Raw genomic sequence first — 13736 nt, forward strand, 5'->3', positions numbered from 1 at the left:
TGCGTACCAAGTTGTTCTTGTTGATCAGTGTGTTGGTTTTGGCAAGCCTGGTTTTGGGCGCCTGCCAACCCGCTGCTACAACCCCTGAAACCATCATCCAGACGGTGGTGGTGGAAGGCACGCCTAAGGAGGTCGTGGTGACCGCGACGCCCGCGCCAGCCGCGGCCGGTCCCAAGGTGTTGCGCCTGAACATGGGTCCGGGCGATATTCCGACCATTGATCCCGCTCTGGCCACCGACACGTCTTCAGTGCAAATCATTGAGGAAACCTCGGTTGGTTTAACCCGCCAGGATGAAGAGACCGCGGACGTATTGCCTGGCATGGCCGAATCCTGGGATGTGGTCAACAATGAGGACGGCACGCAAACGGTGACTTTCCATCTGGTGCCCAACATTCCATGGGTGCGCTGGAACGGTAAAGAGGTCGAGCAAGTGCTGGACTGCAACGGCAACCCACGCTATGTGACCGCTTATGACTTCGAATACGGTATCCTGCGCACGCTGAATCCCAAGACGGCCTCGGATTACGCCTATGTGTTGGCGTTTGCGATCAAAGGTGCTGAAGACTACAATGCGGGGAAGACCGAGGACCCGACCACGGTGGCGGTGAAGGCAGTGGATGAGAAAACCCTCGAGATCACCTTCAAAGAGCAAGCGGTCTATAATATCAACATCGCTGGTATGTGGGTGGCGCATGCGATGCCCAAATGGCTGATCGAGGGTGATGACTGCACCGAAGCCCGCGGTGATAAGTGGACCGAGACCGGTTTCTTCCAGGGTTATGGCCCCTACACCCTGAAGGAATGGGTGCATGATTCTTACATTACCCTAGTGAAGAACCCCTTCTGGCCGGGCTTGCCCTCGGTGCCGGTGGCTAAGATTGATGAAATCACCTGGACCATGCTGGATGAGGTTCCGGCATTCGCTGAGTACGAGGCCGGCAATCTGGATGTGGCAGGTGTGCCTCTGGCCGACATTGACCGGGTGAAGGCGGATCCCGAACTCTCCAAGCAACTGGTAATTGGCCCGGTCCTCTGTACCTACTACTACGGTTTCAATACCAAAGCCAAGTTCGTGGATGATGTCCGCGTGCGCCGTGCTCTCTCTATGGCGATTGACCGCCAGAGCCTGATTGACAACGTGCTCAAGGGCGGTCAGGAACCGGCACAATGGTTCTCCCGCCCCGGTCTGACCGGCGCGCCGACCCCGGACAAATACCCCGATCTGGGCGTCAAGTTTGATCCGGAAAAGGCCAAGGCCGAACTGCAATCCTACCTGGATGAGAAGGGCCTGAAGGTTAGCGATTTGGATATCACCCTGATGTTCAACACTTCTTCGGGTCACCAGAAGATCGCTGAAGCCATCCAGCAGATGTGGAAAGAGTACCTCGGCCTGGATGTCAAACTGGCCAACCAGGAGTGGAAGGTCTACCTGAAGACCATCCGCGACCCGCAGGCAACGCCGCAGATTTGGCGCCTTGGCTGGTGCCAGGACTACCCGGATGCCAACAACTTCCTGCGCGAAGTACCCACCAAGGGTGGCTCGGCTAACCCGGCTGAGGGTGGTGGTTTCAACTGGGAGAATCCCAAGTTTGAAGAACTTGTCGTCCAGGCTGCGCGCGAAACGGATCCGCAGAAGCGTGTAGACCTCTACGCGCAGGCGGAGCAGATTTTGGTCTACGAAGATGCGGTGATGGCGCCGATCTACTGGTACACCCGCGTCACCGTGACCAAGCCGTATGTCCAGCGCACTTTCTCGGTGCTGGGTGGCCTCGAGCACATCGAGAAGTGGGATATTACCCAGTAGTGTATGAGGAGAAACAGGAGGGGAGGGGGGAGCCTCTCCCCTCCACTTCTCTATGAACGAAATTTGTTTAGGAGTGAGTGAATGGGCCGATATATTGCGCGGCGTTTGATTTATCTCCTGGTGGTGTTGTTTGTGGTATCGGCGATCACGTTTGGGCTAATGCATGCAGTGCCAGGGGGGCCTTTTGATCGCGAAAAAGCCTTGCCGCCCGAAATCCTTGAAAATTTGAATAAGCGTTATCATTTGGACGAACCTTTGTTGATGCAATATGGGCGCTACATGTACGATGTCTTTATCCCGCGGATAAGTTCTGTTCCGCCCAAAGGTAGTGTTGATGATGATTTCTTAATTACCGTTAAGTTGGGTAATGTGTGGTTTAAGTGGATGAATTTTGGCCCGACCTATACATCACGCAGTCGCACCGTCAACGATATCTTTCGCCAACAACTCCCCGTTTCTGCCCAACTGGGGATTATGGCCTTGCTGGTCGCTATCATCATCGGAATGCCGTTGGGGATTCTAGCGGCATTGAAACAGAACACCGTTTTTGACTATCTAGGGATGAGTGTGGCTATCTTCGGGGTTTCGGTGCCCGTTATTATTTTGGGCCCACTTATGATTTGGATTTTTGGAGTCACCTTGAAATGGTTCCCACCGACAGGGTGGGGGGCTAAACCACCCTTTGTGTTGGGTATCTTCCCACGCGATTTGAGCCCCGAATTCTTCCGCTATGCGATTATGCCGTCGGTAGCGTTGGGATTAGGTTCCTCAGCCATTATCGCCCGCCTCACCCGCGCCAGTTTACTCCAAACCATGCGCGAGGATTATATTCGCACGGCGCGGGCCAAAGGATTGCGCGAGTCGTTGGTCATTGTGCGCCATGCGCTCAAGAATTCGCTAATTCCAGTGGTCACCATCCTGGGGCCGCTGTTCGCCGCTTTGGTTACCGGGACCTTTGTCACAGAGGTTACCTTTGGTATTCCGGGCATGGGGCGTTACTTTGTCACCAGTATCACCAATCGCGATTACCCAGTGATCATGGGCACTATTCTGCTGTATGCAGTGATTTTGGTGATTGCCAACTTGATTGTGGATATCGTATACGCATACCTGGATCCACGCATCCGGTATGATTAAGCGTTTCGAGGAGAGAGTATGGCTCAGCCTGTGACCTTGGATCGTGCAAGCCAAAAAGATGTTCTTCTGACCACAAAACGCGAAAGCCTGTGGCAAGATGCCCTGCGCCGGTTGGTGCGCAACCGCGCGGCAGTGATCGGTGGGGTGATTATTCTAATCCTCTACCTTACCGCAATCTTTGCCGATAAGATTGCCCCTTATCCTTATGAAAAGCAGACCCTGGTGGATCAGAACAAGGTTCCAGCCTGGATGCTTAAGGTGTTCCCAACGATGCAGCCCTATGCCAAAATCTCGGATAAGTACCTTTTGGGGGCTGACTATGTGGGGCGCGATCTCTTCAGCCGGATCGTATACGGGACGCGCGTTTCACTAACCGTTGCGCTGATCGGACCTCTCATTAGCCTCTTTATCGGTGTGATTTACGGAAGCATTTCAGGTTACTTTGGGGGGCGCCTGGATAACATCATGATGCGCATCGTGGATGTTTTGTACGCCTTCCCGGGGTTGCTGTTTATCATCCTGCTCATGGCGTTTTTCCGCTCCACGTTGGCACGACCTGAGCCGGGCACGTTTGCCTACAGCGTCAGCCAATTAGATGCGCGTATGGGAGGGATGTTGTTTATCTTTATTGGAATTGGTCTGACGGCGTGGGAAACGATGGCGCGCCTCACCCGCGGACAGGTGCTTTCGATGCGCGAGAAGGAATTTGTTGAAGCGGCCCGCACCATTGGTGCTACCGACTTGCGTATCATGTTCCGCCATATCCTGCCCAATATCGTTGGTCCGTTGGTGGTGGCAGAGACGCTTGCAATCCCCGGCTACATCACAACGGAAGCGTTTCTCTCTTTTATTGGTCTGGGTGTTAACCCGCCCACGCCTTCCTGGGGTTCCATGATCTCCGAGGGCGCTCAAGTTATCCGCACCTACCCCAATCAAACCATTTTCCCAGCGTTGGCGCTGGCGATCACCATGTTCGCGTTCAACTTCCTGGGAGATGGCTTGCGCGATGCGCTTGATCCGCGTCTGCGCGGAACCCAGTGATCTTTTTAGCGGGGCTTATTCGTAGTTCCTGAACTCGCACCCTAAGAATCGAGGTCGTTAGCCCGCCGCGCTGAGGGATTTGCCAACCCGCAGGGCGGCTTATCCTATTAAATCCCAAAGGAGGAGGTTGCAATGCGTACTAAAGTCTGGATGGCCTTGAGTGTTTTACTCGCCCTTACATTGGTGTTGGCAGCCTGCCAACCCACTGCACCAACCCCGCAAGTCATTGTCGAGACCGTGGTGGTTGAAGGGACGCCTAAGGTGGTCGTGGCCACGCCCCAGGTCACACAACCGACCGAGCAGCGTAAAGTCTTACGCCTGGCTTGGGGTCCGGGGGATATTCCCACGATTGATACGGCGCTGGCGGTGGATGTCATTTCTATCCAGCTCATTGACGAGATGACGGTGGGGCTGACACGTCAGAACGAGCAGACGGCGGAATTGGAACTGGCGATGGCCACGGATGTTAAAACCTCGGATGATGGGCGCACTTACACCTTTACGATCAAAGAGGGCGTGCCCTGGGTGCGTTACAACGGGAAAGAGGTCGAGCAAGTGCTGGATTGTGAGGGCAACCCCCGCTATGTGACCGCTTATGACTTTGAATATGGCATTTTGCGCACCCTCAACCCGGCCACGGCCTCGGATTATGCATACGTGCTGTACGGCATTGAGGGGGCCGCGGCTTACAATCAGGGCGAAACCGAGGATCCCAGTACGGTTGGGGTCAAGGCGCTGGATGCCAAGACGTTGCAGATCACGTTTGTTGAACCGGCGGTGTATAACCTCAACATTGCTGGTCTGTGGGTTGCCCATGCGCAACCCAAGTGGATTATTGATGGGGATGATTGCACCGAAGGGCGCGGCGAGCGCTGGACGGAGACGGGCTTCTACCAGGGTTATGGGCCGTTTACGCTCAAGGAGTGGGTACACGACTCCGAAATCGCCATTGTGAAGAACCCCTTCTGGCCAGGTGATGCAGTCGTACCCTCACCCAAGATCGATGAGGTGCGTTGGAAACTGGTGGATACTTCGGGTGCCTTAGCCGAGTTTGAAACGGGTAATCTTGATGTGTCGGGCATCCCCTCAGGTGATCTGGATCGTATTCTCAATGATCCGAAATACGCAGATATGCTGCGTAACACCTATACCCTGGGCACTGAATTCTACGCCTTCAATACCACCAAAGCCCCTACCGATGATGTGCGGGTGCGGTTGGCGTTGGCGCTGGCCGTGGATCGTGAGGCGTTGGTCAAGAACGTGACCAAGACTGGCGAACCGGCGCGCTGGTTCACGCATCCGGGTGTCGCGGGTGCTCCCAAACCGGAGAAATTCCCCAACCTGGGCCTCACGTATGACCCGCAGCGGGCTAAGGCGTTGCTGGATGAGTATTTGAAAGAAAAGGGCCTCACCGCTGATCAGTTGGATATTACGCTCATGTTCAACACCAGCGAATCGCACAAGCGTAAAGCCGAGGCCGTGCAAGCGATGTGGAAAGAGACCCTGGGGGTTAATGTCAAACTGACCAATCAAGAATGGAAGGTCTACCTGAAGCAACGCAAAGCAGGCAATGAGAACATTTATCGTGGTTCCTGGGTACAGGATTACCCCGATGCCAATAACTTCCTACGCGAGGTGTTTGCCGATAATAACGGCACGCCTGGGGCCTACCAGGACGTGGTGAACTGGCCGGTAGCTGAAAACGCGGAAGGAATGATCGTCTACACGCCCGGGAGTAACCCGCTCTATGACAAGTTTGTCGAGTTGGTGAAGGCAGCGGCCAGAGAAACGGATCCGGAGAAACGCATGCAGTTGTATGCGGATGCCGAGAATATTCTGGTTAATGAAGCTGCCGTGGTCCTTCCGCTTTACTGGTATGCGGATAAGGTTCTGGTCAGCCCGCGGGTGGTGGATACACCCTCCGTCACCGGGTATGACCGTTACGAGAAGTGGGATATAAAGTCCTGAGCAGGTAGTCACTTGGGATCGTTCTGCAGCCCCTGAGCCAGCCGGGGGCTGCCTTTTTAACGCGGTGCGAGAATTGTGGTTATAATGGAGAAGCCTTCTCTCGGATAAAAGGGCTGAAGGTACCTTCATTGCGGAGAATCTTATGATCAGGACTTTCACGGATTGGCGTAGATGGACAGGCGTCTGGGTGATAATGACCCTTATTCTGACGGCCTGTCAGACGGCTGGGATAACCCCTGACCAGCCCACGCTAACGGTTGTCAATACATCTGTGCCCACATATTCCCCCACCCCAACTCAGCCACCCCAGGTGTTAACCGTGTGTCTGGGTGAGGAACCGCAAACGCTATATATTTACGGGGGCAATAGCCGTTCGATGTGGAATGTCTTAGAGGCCATTTATGATGGACCAGTGGATTGGGTCAACGGCCAACCGACGCCGGTAATCCTGGAGCGTTTGCCCACCCGAGAGAATGGCGATGTGGTTGAAGAACGCATCACTGTCAAAGCTGGGGATGAGGTTGTCAGTACTGAAGGTCAGGTGGTGCCTCTGGAAGCGGGTGTTCGTGTCTTTCCGGCGGGGTGCCGAGACGAAGGGTGTGCCCAAACCTGGGATGGCGATACGCCGCTGGAAATGACGCGCCTGCGGATCACCTTCCATCTGCGTGCCGGGGTAACTTGGTCGGATGGGCAACCCCTGACTGCGGAGGACTCGGTCTATTCGTATCGCTTAGCCGCCGACCCCCAGACCCCCACCTCGAAGTTTTACGTTGATCGCACCGCAGAGTATCAAGCCCTAGATGCACAAACGGTGCTCTGGGTGGGAAAACCCGGCTACTTTCCCCGAGATCATGCGGCGCTCTTTTTTATCCCGCTTCCTCGGCATGCATGGGGCAATTACACGGCCGAAGCCTTGTTGAGTGCTGAGGTTAGCACCAAGTCTCCGTTGGGTTGGGGACCCTATGTGATCGAAACCTGGCAGCCTGGTGAGGTTTTGCGGGTGCGACGCAACCCTAATTACTTTCGGGCCAATGAAGGTCTTCCTAAATTTGATGTGGTGGAGTTTCGTTTCTTGGGTGAGCAAGCCGATAATAATCTCTATGCCTTGCTCCATGGCGCCTGTGATATCGTAGATCGTACCGTGTTGTTGGAGAACCAGCTAAAAGACACGTTGGAAGCCGAACAAGCGGGCCAGATCCGCCTGTGGCGCATTTTGGGGCCGATCTGGGAGCAACTGGTTTTTGGCATTCGTCCCGCGGCTTATGATGCGGGTTATTCCCCCTATGGAGGTTATCGCCAGGATATTTTTGGAGATGTACGCGTGCGTCAGGCATTTGCCTATTGCCTGGATCGTGAGCGGGTGAACAAAGAGATATTCTTGGGACAGAACCGGATACCGCTGGGCTTTTATCCCCCCGACGATCCGCGTGCCCTCTCCGCCGAGAATCCCTATCCTTACGATCCCCAGCGCGGGCAACAGTTGCTGGAGACTGTGGGTTGGATAGATGATGATACCAATCCATCTACCCCACGTGTGGCGCAGGGCGTGCCCAATGTGTTGGACGGCACACCGTTGACAGTAACTTACCTGACGACGAATGCATCTTTACGCCAAAAAGTGGCGACGATTCTGGCCGAAGGTTTGCGGGGGTGTGGCATCGGGGTCAATGTGCAGTTCTTGGACCTTGGAGATTTCTACGCCCCGGGCCCAGAAGGACCGCTTTTTGGGCGCAAGTTTGACCTGGCGGCTCTTTCCTGGCAAATTGGCGAGGATTCGCCATGCTTTCTCTACTTGAGCGATCAGATTCCTGATAGCAATAATCATTGGTTGGGAGTCAATCTATCGGGATTCAGCGATCCCGAATATGACCGCCTCTGCCGGGCGGCACTTGATGCGAATCCCAATGAAGTTGAGTCTTATCAAAACGCTCAGCGTGCCGTGCAGGAGTATTATCTACAAGCCCTGCCCGCGGTTTCCCTGTATTTTGCGCTGGATTTGGTAGCGGCTCGCCCGGACATCTGCGGCTTAGCTCCTGATCGGAGCAGTCGCAGTGATGTTTGGAACCTGGAGGTGTTGGATCGTCAACCGAATTGTCCGCAATAAGGCCTTAAATCGGCTGGAACAATAACCACACGCCCAGCAGTGACACCACTGCCCCCAGGATGGCGCGCGGCGTTAACCGCTCCCCGCGCCAAGCGGCTAGAGGGAGGACAAAAATCGGGCTGGTGGCTAGAAGAGTCTGGGCGATGCCGGCGGCGGCATAAGTAAGAGCCACTTGTTGCAGCCACATGGCTAAGTAAGTGCCTAAAAACGTTGCAGCAAAGGCATAAACCCAAAAGCGGGGTTGGACCTTAAGGGCGCTCATATTTAGTCGTGCCTCACCCGTGAGGAGCATCCAAAGCAGCAGACCAACCACCCCCGCGGTTAGACGCATGACGGCGCTTTGTAGGGCGTTGACCGTGGTGGTGAGAAAGACTGCTCGTGAGAGAATGACCGCGCCAGACTGCGCCAGTGCTGCGATGAGACCCCATATCACCCCGCGCCAACGTACCGGGGTCTGCCCGTGGGCCTCGGATGTGCGTTCACTGATCACCCACGCCACGCCGGCAGTGGTGATGGCAATACCTCCCCAGGCCCAAAGGGTAAGGGCCTCGTGCAAGAGGATCAGGCTGAGCAAGGCCGTCATCGGTGGTGCGAGGATGGATAAAAGCAGTGTGCGGCGCGGCCCGAGATCACTTAATGCGGCGAGGTAAGCCGTATCCCCCAGGGTAATCCCAATCAGGCCGCTCAACCCCAGCCAAAGCACGGCAGAGGGGGTAAATGCGGTCATAGTTCCGCGCAGGGCCAGCAGGGTTAATCCTAAAAGGGCTAGGCCACAGATTCCTTTGAAGAGATTAAGGTGGAGCGGGGGCAACCAACGCCCGGCTCGCGCAAATAAGAAGGAAGCAGAAGCCCAGAAAAAAGCGGCCAGAAGGGCAGCCAAAGCACCTAGAGTTGGGATGATCATGGCGGCAATGCTCCGGAAAACAGGATGTTGTAGCGGGAATTGTCTTGATTTTACCCTTAGTGCTTATCACCGAAAAAAGATCGGTGCAAGGTGGTGACTGGGCAGATGGTTTCAAAGGTGTGGTATAAATAAATAAAAGGGCATTCGATAGGATTCAGGATTGCCTTGGGAGGATGATAGTGGTTGGTCTGGGTGATGCACGGCGTGCAAATCGCATTGACTGGGAGCGTCCGGTACAGATCGTTGCTCCGATATTGGCGGCGGCAAAAACGATTAATGTCAGCGCAGTGGGAATGTTGCTCTTAACCGCCGCTGATGCGGCTCTGAACGTGGGGGATGAGGTGGCATTAGAAGTGCCGCATCTGGATGCAAGTGACCCGCTCATTGTCCACGGGCGGGTGGTACGCCTTGAACGAGCCCCAGATTTCTTGCGCGTCGCTGTGGATTTTACATAAAGTGTTTCACTGCCCAAAACCACGTTGGCGGTTTGCACCCTTGACTCAAAAAGGTAGAGGGTTTGTAAAAACCTTGGACAATTAAGTTGACAATTTTTACTAATGATAGTAATATAATCTATAAAATCTAATATATTCGGGCTGGTAAAAGGCCTGAAAAAAATTGAAAGGATTGTTGATTATGGGAAAGCCATTCGAACTACCTGAACTGAAATACGCTTATGCGGCTTTAGAGCCGGCTATTGATGCGCGGACAATGGAAATTCATCATACCAAACATCATGCTGCCTATGTTAATAACCTCAATAAGGCGCTGGAAAGTGCGCCCGAGTGGTTTGACCATCCAATTGAGGAAATTCTGCGACGGATTAACGAAATACCCGAATCCATTCGCACGGCGGTGCGCAATCATGGTGGTGGCCATGCCAATCACTCTCTGTTCTGGGAGGTGATGATCCCAGGCGGAGCGAAGGAACCTCATGGCGCATTGGCGGAAGCAATTAACGCTACGTTTGGTTCTTTTACAGCATTTCAGGAACAATTCAGTAATGCGGCCATCACCCGGTTTGGCTCCGGCTGGGCCTGGCTGGTGGTAGACGGGGATAAGAAGCTGCGCGTTTATTCCACACCCAATCAGGATAGTCCCTACATGGAAGGGCATACCCCGATTTTGGGGCTGGATGTATGGGAGCACGCGTATTATCTGAATTACCAGTGGCGCCGCCCCGATTATGTCAAGGCCTGGTGGTCGGTGGTCAATTGGGATGTGGTGGGCCAACTTTACGAGCGGACGCGCTAGGTTATCATCCACGCAAGTATGGGAGCAGGGGCGGGGAAAATGGCTTCCCCGCTTCTGTTTATGGGACGTTCTTGCTGTTTTGATCAATAGTGGCTGTCAGGTGAGCGCCAAGCAGTGTAATCAGGCTGCTAACGTACATCCAGACCATAAAGGCCACGACCGTACCCAAAGACCCGTAAATAAGTTCATACCGCGCCCAACCACTGCTCAAGTAGAAGACAAAAGCACGCTTGGCGATTTCCCAGCCCAGCGCCGCGAAAAGCGCGCCCCACATAACCGCCCGCCAGCGCACCGAGGTGTTGGGGATCCAGGCATATAAACCCAGGAACATCAGAAAAGTGAAACTCCAGGGTATCAGGGTCGAGAGTGCAGTCCAGAGCAGGGTTTGTTCCAGCGGGACGCCGTTGCGCACCGGCAGGTGTGATTGGCGCAGGAAGTTAATCAGCGGGGTTGAAGCGAGGGAGAGGATTAGCAAAAGGATGATGATGAGCACCATCAGTAGGGCCATTAGCCGGGTGCGTATAAGATCGCGGGGTTTAACACCTTGCCAGGCATGGTTGATATGGCGCACCAGGGTGTTGAAAAAGCTGGTTGCCGACCACAGTGCTCCCAACAGACCGATTAATCCATAAGTGCCACGGCGACTAAGCACTTCTTGCAAGGTACGTTCGATCAGATTTTGGGCGCCGGGCATAGTCTCGATGACCAATTTGAGCGTTACTTGATAGGCATCTTCTCGGCGCAGAACGAAGCCCAAAACTGAGATTAGGATCAACAGAAGGGGAAAAAGAGAAAAAAGGGCATAATACGAGAGGCTGGCGGCAGCTTCTGCCCCGCGGGCTTGGCTGAAGCGCAAGACGGTCAAGCGCAGGATATGCAGGCTTCCGCGGCTCAGGCGGTTAGCATGGCGGTATAACGTGCGCAGTTTGAGGTACCCATGCTGGGCAAAGTGAGTGTAGCGGGCAAATTTTTGGGATAGGTCAAGTGGCATCATGGAAAACTCAAGGGCGATGATTAAGTCTCTGCCTCCAATTTACCATATTCACCCCGGTTTGGGAATTGAAAAGGCTGTCATCTGGTACAATTCTCTAACAAAATGCTGCCTGGTGGGTATGAAACGTGACCGAATCCGATGTGACCATTGAGAGAAGATCCCAGGTTGTCAAGGGTATGCGCATCCTGGTGGCGCGGCTGCTGGAGCAAGGGGTACGCACCACGGGATTGTGGCTACTAAATCTTTTTTGCCGGGTGGTTCTGGATCGGCCCTTGCGGCGGCTCTCACAGGTTGCACCGGGGGTATTTGTAGGTGGACAGTTTAAAGCACGGGGTAAACGTATTCTTGAGCAGTGGGGGATTGAGGCAGTGGTTAACTTGCGCCAAGAGTTTGATGACCATGCAGCCGGGTTGGCACCCCGCTATTACCTTCACTTGCCCACCATTGACGACCAAGCACCGACGCTGGAGGATTTGAACACGGGGGTCAAATTTATTCATTCCCATATTGAGGCAGGACGCAAGGTTTATATCCACTGCGCGTCAGGCGTGGGGCGGGCACCTACACTCGCAGCGGCTTATCTTGTCAGCTTGGGATATCCGGTGGAGCAGGCTTGGGCGATTATTCGCCGTGTTCGGCCTTTCATTCGCCCTACTGCGGTGCAGTGTGAGCAGGTCGAGCGTTTTGCACGATGGTGGGCTGAGCGTGCACGCACATCCTCGCTCGCATAAGTTGTAAAAACCGCTCTAAGGGTATTGACAAATTAAACCTAAATATCTCCAAATTCGCTATAATGAAGGCGGAAAAGGAGGTTAAGTGCGTTTAGAATACCCCATACCCCCGTCTTCTGAGATCACACCGGAGGCTCTTTATCTTTCGCGGCGCCGTTTTCTGCAAAGCGCGCTAACGTTGTCGGCGGGCATTGCGCTGGCCGCGTGTCTGCCTCCGTCACGCGAGTCGTTCCCTGATAGGGCCGGAATAACTCCCCAGGCTACCGGGACGTCGGATGAATTAGGTGATCCTCTAACGCCATTTGAAGCAGTGACTAACTACAACAACTATTATGAGTTTTCGAGCGACAAGCAGGCCGTTGCGCGTTTGGCGCGTGATTTTCCTTACCAGCCCTGGTCCGTGGTCATCGGTGGTCTGGTGCACCGACCACAGACACTGGGGATTGAAGATATCTTGCGTCTTTTTCCGCTGGAGGAACGCATTTATCGGTTGCGATGCGTTGAGGGTTGGTCTATGGTGATCCCCTGGTTGGGGTTCCCCTTGCGCCAGGTGTTGGAGCGGGTTGAGCCGATGGGCAGTGCGCGCTATGTTCGTTTTGTGGCAATTTACGATCCGGAACACATGCCGGGGCAGAAAACCAGCCTATTCCCCTGGCCCTACACCGAGGGCTTGCGCCTGGACGAAGCCATGCATGACTTAACCATCCTGGCATTGGGGCTGTATGGGCAAATGCTCTTGCCGCAAAATGGCGCCCCGTTGCGCTTGGTTGTGCCCTGGAAGTATGGTTTTAAGAGCATCAAAGCCATTGTGCGGATCGAACTGACTGAAGAACGACCTACCACATTGTGGTCAACCGTGGCGCCGCAAGAGTACGGTTTCTACGCGAATGTCAACCCGGATGTCCCGCATCCACGTTGGTCACAGGCCACTGAGCGGCGCATTGGCGAGAGTGAGCGTCGTCCCACCTTGCTCTTCAATGGATATTCGGAGCAGGTGGCGGGGTTGTATCAGGGGATGGATTTGCGGTTAAACTATTGAGCCGGGCCATGATGAAAGGTCTGACCCAGCAGACCAGGACACGGGGATGGCGATTGGCCGCGGTGCATGCTTTAGGGTTGGCGCCACTGCTTTGGTTGGGGATCAAGTTGGCGTGGGGGGCATATTGGGTTAATCCCTTGCAGGCAGTCATACAGCGTAGTGGGGATGCGGCTATTTTGTTGCTGCTGGCTTCGCTGACTTGCACACCGTTAAGCTGGTGGCGCGGTTGGGTCTGGATCGGGCGTTGGCGGCGTCCCTTGGGGCTCTATGCGTTTGGATATGCTTTGCTCCATGTTAGCCTCTATGTTGGGGTAGATTACGGGTTAAATTGGGCTTGGTTAGATGGCGAGTTTGGCGAGAAACCCTATTTGTGGTATGGTACAGGGGCATTCCTGATCTTGCTTCTTCTGGCGTTGAGTTCGCCGCGCTGGATTCAACGTCGGCTCGGAAAAACCTGGAAGTACCTGCATCGCTGGGTTTATTTGGGCGCACTTCTGGCATTGATACACTTAGGGTTGGTGGTCAAGGGTGATCCGTTGCAGTTGCGGGGGGACGTATGGAAACCGCTTCTGATCGGTGTAGGGATGGGGGTGGTCTTGGGGGCGCGTTTGCTTCGTGTCGTCATCCGGAAGTTACGTCAAGGATAGCACGCACTGACACGCGCTGAGGGAGCGGACATATGTCCATCGGGTCGGGTGTATGACCTGAAATATGACTGAATTGCTCCACATGGGCCGTGTGGATGCTGGGAGCGTACCG

General features: G+C 54.6%; 12 protein-coding genes. 10 read left to right on the forward strand and 2 right to left on the reverse strand.

Going from position 1 to position 13736, the window contains the following annotated elements; all coding sequences use genetic code 11:
* The 5 genes from AC01YT_RS07050 to AC01YT_RS07070 form a co-directional block, all read left to right on the forward strand.
* A partial coding sequence (locus AC01YT_RS07050) for a peptide ABC transporter substrate-binding protein (protein WP_476674005.1) occupies positions 1 to 1805 on the forward strand: 1805 nt, incomplete at its 5' end.
* A gap of 81 nt (positions 1806 to 1886) precedes the next feature.
* The gene (locus AC01YT_RS07055; RefSeq protein WP_424912981.1) at positions 1887 to 2942 is read left to right on the forward strand and encodes an ABC transporter permease; all 1056 of its coding nucleotides are present in this window, start codon (positions 1887 to 1889) and stop codon (positions 2940 to 2942) included.
* Between the two features lie 18 nt (positions 2943 to 2960).
* Positions 2961 to 3983 (forward strand): ABC transporter permease, encoded by a 1023-nt coding sequence (locus tag AC01YT_RS07060; protein ID WP_424912982.1) that lies wholly within the window; start codon positions 2961 to 2963, stop codon positions 3981 to 3983.
* A 132-nt stretch (positions 3984 to 4115) separates the two neighbouring features.
* Complete coding sequence (locus AC01YT_RS07065) at positions 4116 to 5951, forward strand: peptide ABC transporter substrate-binding protein (protein ID WP_476674008.1); 1836 nt, start codon at positions 4116 to 4118, stop codon at positions 5949 to 5951.
* A gap of 193 nt (positions 5952 to 6144) precedes the next feature.
* Positions 6145 to 8055 (forward strand): ABC transporter substrate-binding protein, encoded by a 1911-nt coding sequence (locus AC01YT_RS07070; protein ID WP_476674010.1) that lies wholly within the window; start codon positions 6145 to 6147, stop codon positions 8053 to 8055.
* A gap of 4 nt (positions 8056 to 8059) precedes the next feature.
* On the opposite strand, the gene AC01YT_RS07075 is transcribed toward AC01YT_RS07070, so the two are convergent.
* Positions 8060 to 8959, reverse strand: coding sequence for a DMT family transporter (locus AC01YT_RS07075; protein ID WP_476674012.1), 900 nt, complete (start codon positions 8957 to 8959; stop codon positions 8060 to 8062).
* A gap of 179 nt (positions 8960 to 9138) precedes the next feature.
* On the opposite strand from AC01YT_RS07075, the gene AC01YT_RS07080 reads away from it, so the two are divergent.
* Both AC01YT_RS07080 and AC01YT_RS07085 read left to right on the forward strand, forming a co-directional pair.
* Complete coding sequence (locus tag AC01YT_RS07080; RefSeq protein WP_476674014.1) at positions 9139 to 9414, forward strand: PilZ domain-containing protein; 276 nt, start codon at positions 9139 to 9141, stop codon at positions 9412 to 9414.
* Between the two features lie 181 nt (positions 9415 to 9595).
* Entirely contained in the window at positions 9596 to 10213 is a 618-nt protein-coding gene (locus AC01YT_RS07085) for a superoxide dismutase (RefSeq protein WP_476674016.1), read from the forward strand.
* Positions 10214 to 10271: 58 nt separating this feature from the next.
* Here the strand turns inward: AC01YT_RS07085 and AC01YT_RS07090 are convergent, their stop codons facing one another.
* Positions 10272 to 11207, reverse strand: a complete 936-nt coding sequence (locus tag AC01YT_RS07090) for a YihY/virulence factor BrkB family protein (protein ID WP_476674018.1) — start codon at positions 11205 to 11207, stop codon at positions 10272 to 10274.
* 125 nt (positions 11208 to 11332) lie between these two features.
* On the opposite strand from AC01YT_RS07090, the gene AC01YT_RS07095 reads away from it, so the two are divergent.
* From AC01YT_RS07095 to AC01YT_RS07105, 3 genes are all read left to right on the forward strand, one after another.
* The gene (locus AC01YT_RS07095) at positions 11333 to 11938 is read left to right on the forward strand and encodes a protein-tyrosine phosphatase family protein (protein ID WP_476674020.1); all 606 of its coding nucleotides are present in this window, start codon (positions 11333 to 11335) and stop codon (positions 11936 to 11938) included.
* An 85-nt stretch (positions 11939 to 12023) separates the two neighbouring features.
* Entirely contained in the window at positions 12024 to 12977 is a 954-nt protein-coding gene (gene msrP / locus AC01YT_RS07100; protein WP_476674022.1) for a protein-methionine-sulfoxide reductase catalytic subunit MsrP, read from the forward strand.
* Between the two features lie 8 nt (positions 12978 to 12985).
* Positions 12986 to 13624, forward strand: coding sequence for a protein-methionine-sulfoxide reductase heme-binding subunit MsrQ (locus AC01YT_RS07105; RefSeq protein ID WP_476674024.1), 639 nt, complete (start codon positions 12986 to 12988; stop codon positions 13622 to 13624).
* Positions 13625 to 13736: the final 112 nt, after the last annotated feature.

It is taken from the genome of Thermanaerothrix sp., from assembly GCF_056331585.1.

Coding starts and splice junctions, on each gene's coding strand:
- AC01YT_RS07105 (WP_476674024.1), top strand. CDS start 12,986: ATGATGAAAGGTCTGACCCAGCAGACCAGGACACGGGGATGGCGATTG.
- AC01YT_RS07055 (WP_424912981.1), top strand. CDS start 1,887: ATGGGCCGATATATTGCGCGGCGTTTGATTTATCTCCTGGTGGTGTTG.
- AC01YT_RS07090 (WP_476674018.1), bottom strand. CDS start 11,207: ATGATGCCACTTGACCTATCCCAAAAATTTGCCCGCTACACTCACTTT.
- AC01YT_RS07085 (WP_476674016.1), top strand. CDS start 9,596: ATGGGAAAGCCATTCGAACTACCTGAACTGAAATACGCTTATGCGGCT.
- AC01YT_RS07060 (WP_424912982.1), top strand. CDS start 2,961: ATGGCTCAGCCTGTGACCTTGGATCGTGCAAGCCAAAAAGATGTTCTT.
- AC01YT_RS07075 (WP_476674012.1), bottom strand. CDS start 8,959: ATGATCATCCCAACTCTAGGTGCTTTGGCTGCCCTTCTGGCCGCTTTT.
- AC01YT_RS07070 (WP_476674010.1), top strand. CDS start 6,145: ATGACCCTTATTCTGACGGCCTGTCAGACGGCTGGGATAACCCCTGAC.
- AC01YT_RS07065 (WP_476674008.1), top strand. CDS start 4,116: ATGCGTACTAAAGTCTGGATGGCCTTGAGTGTTTTACTCGCCCTTACA.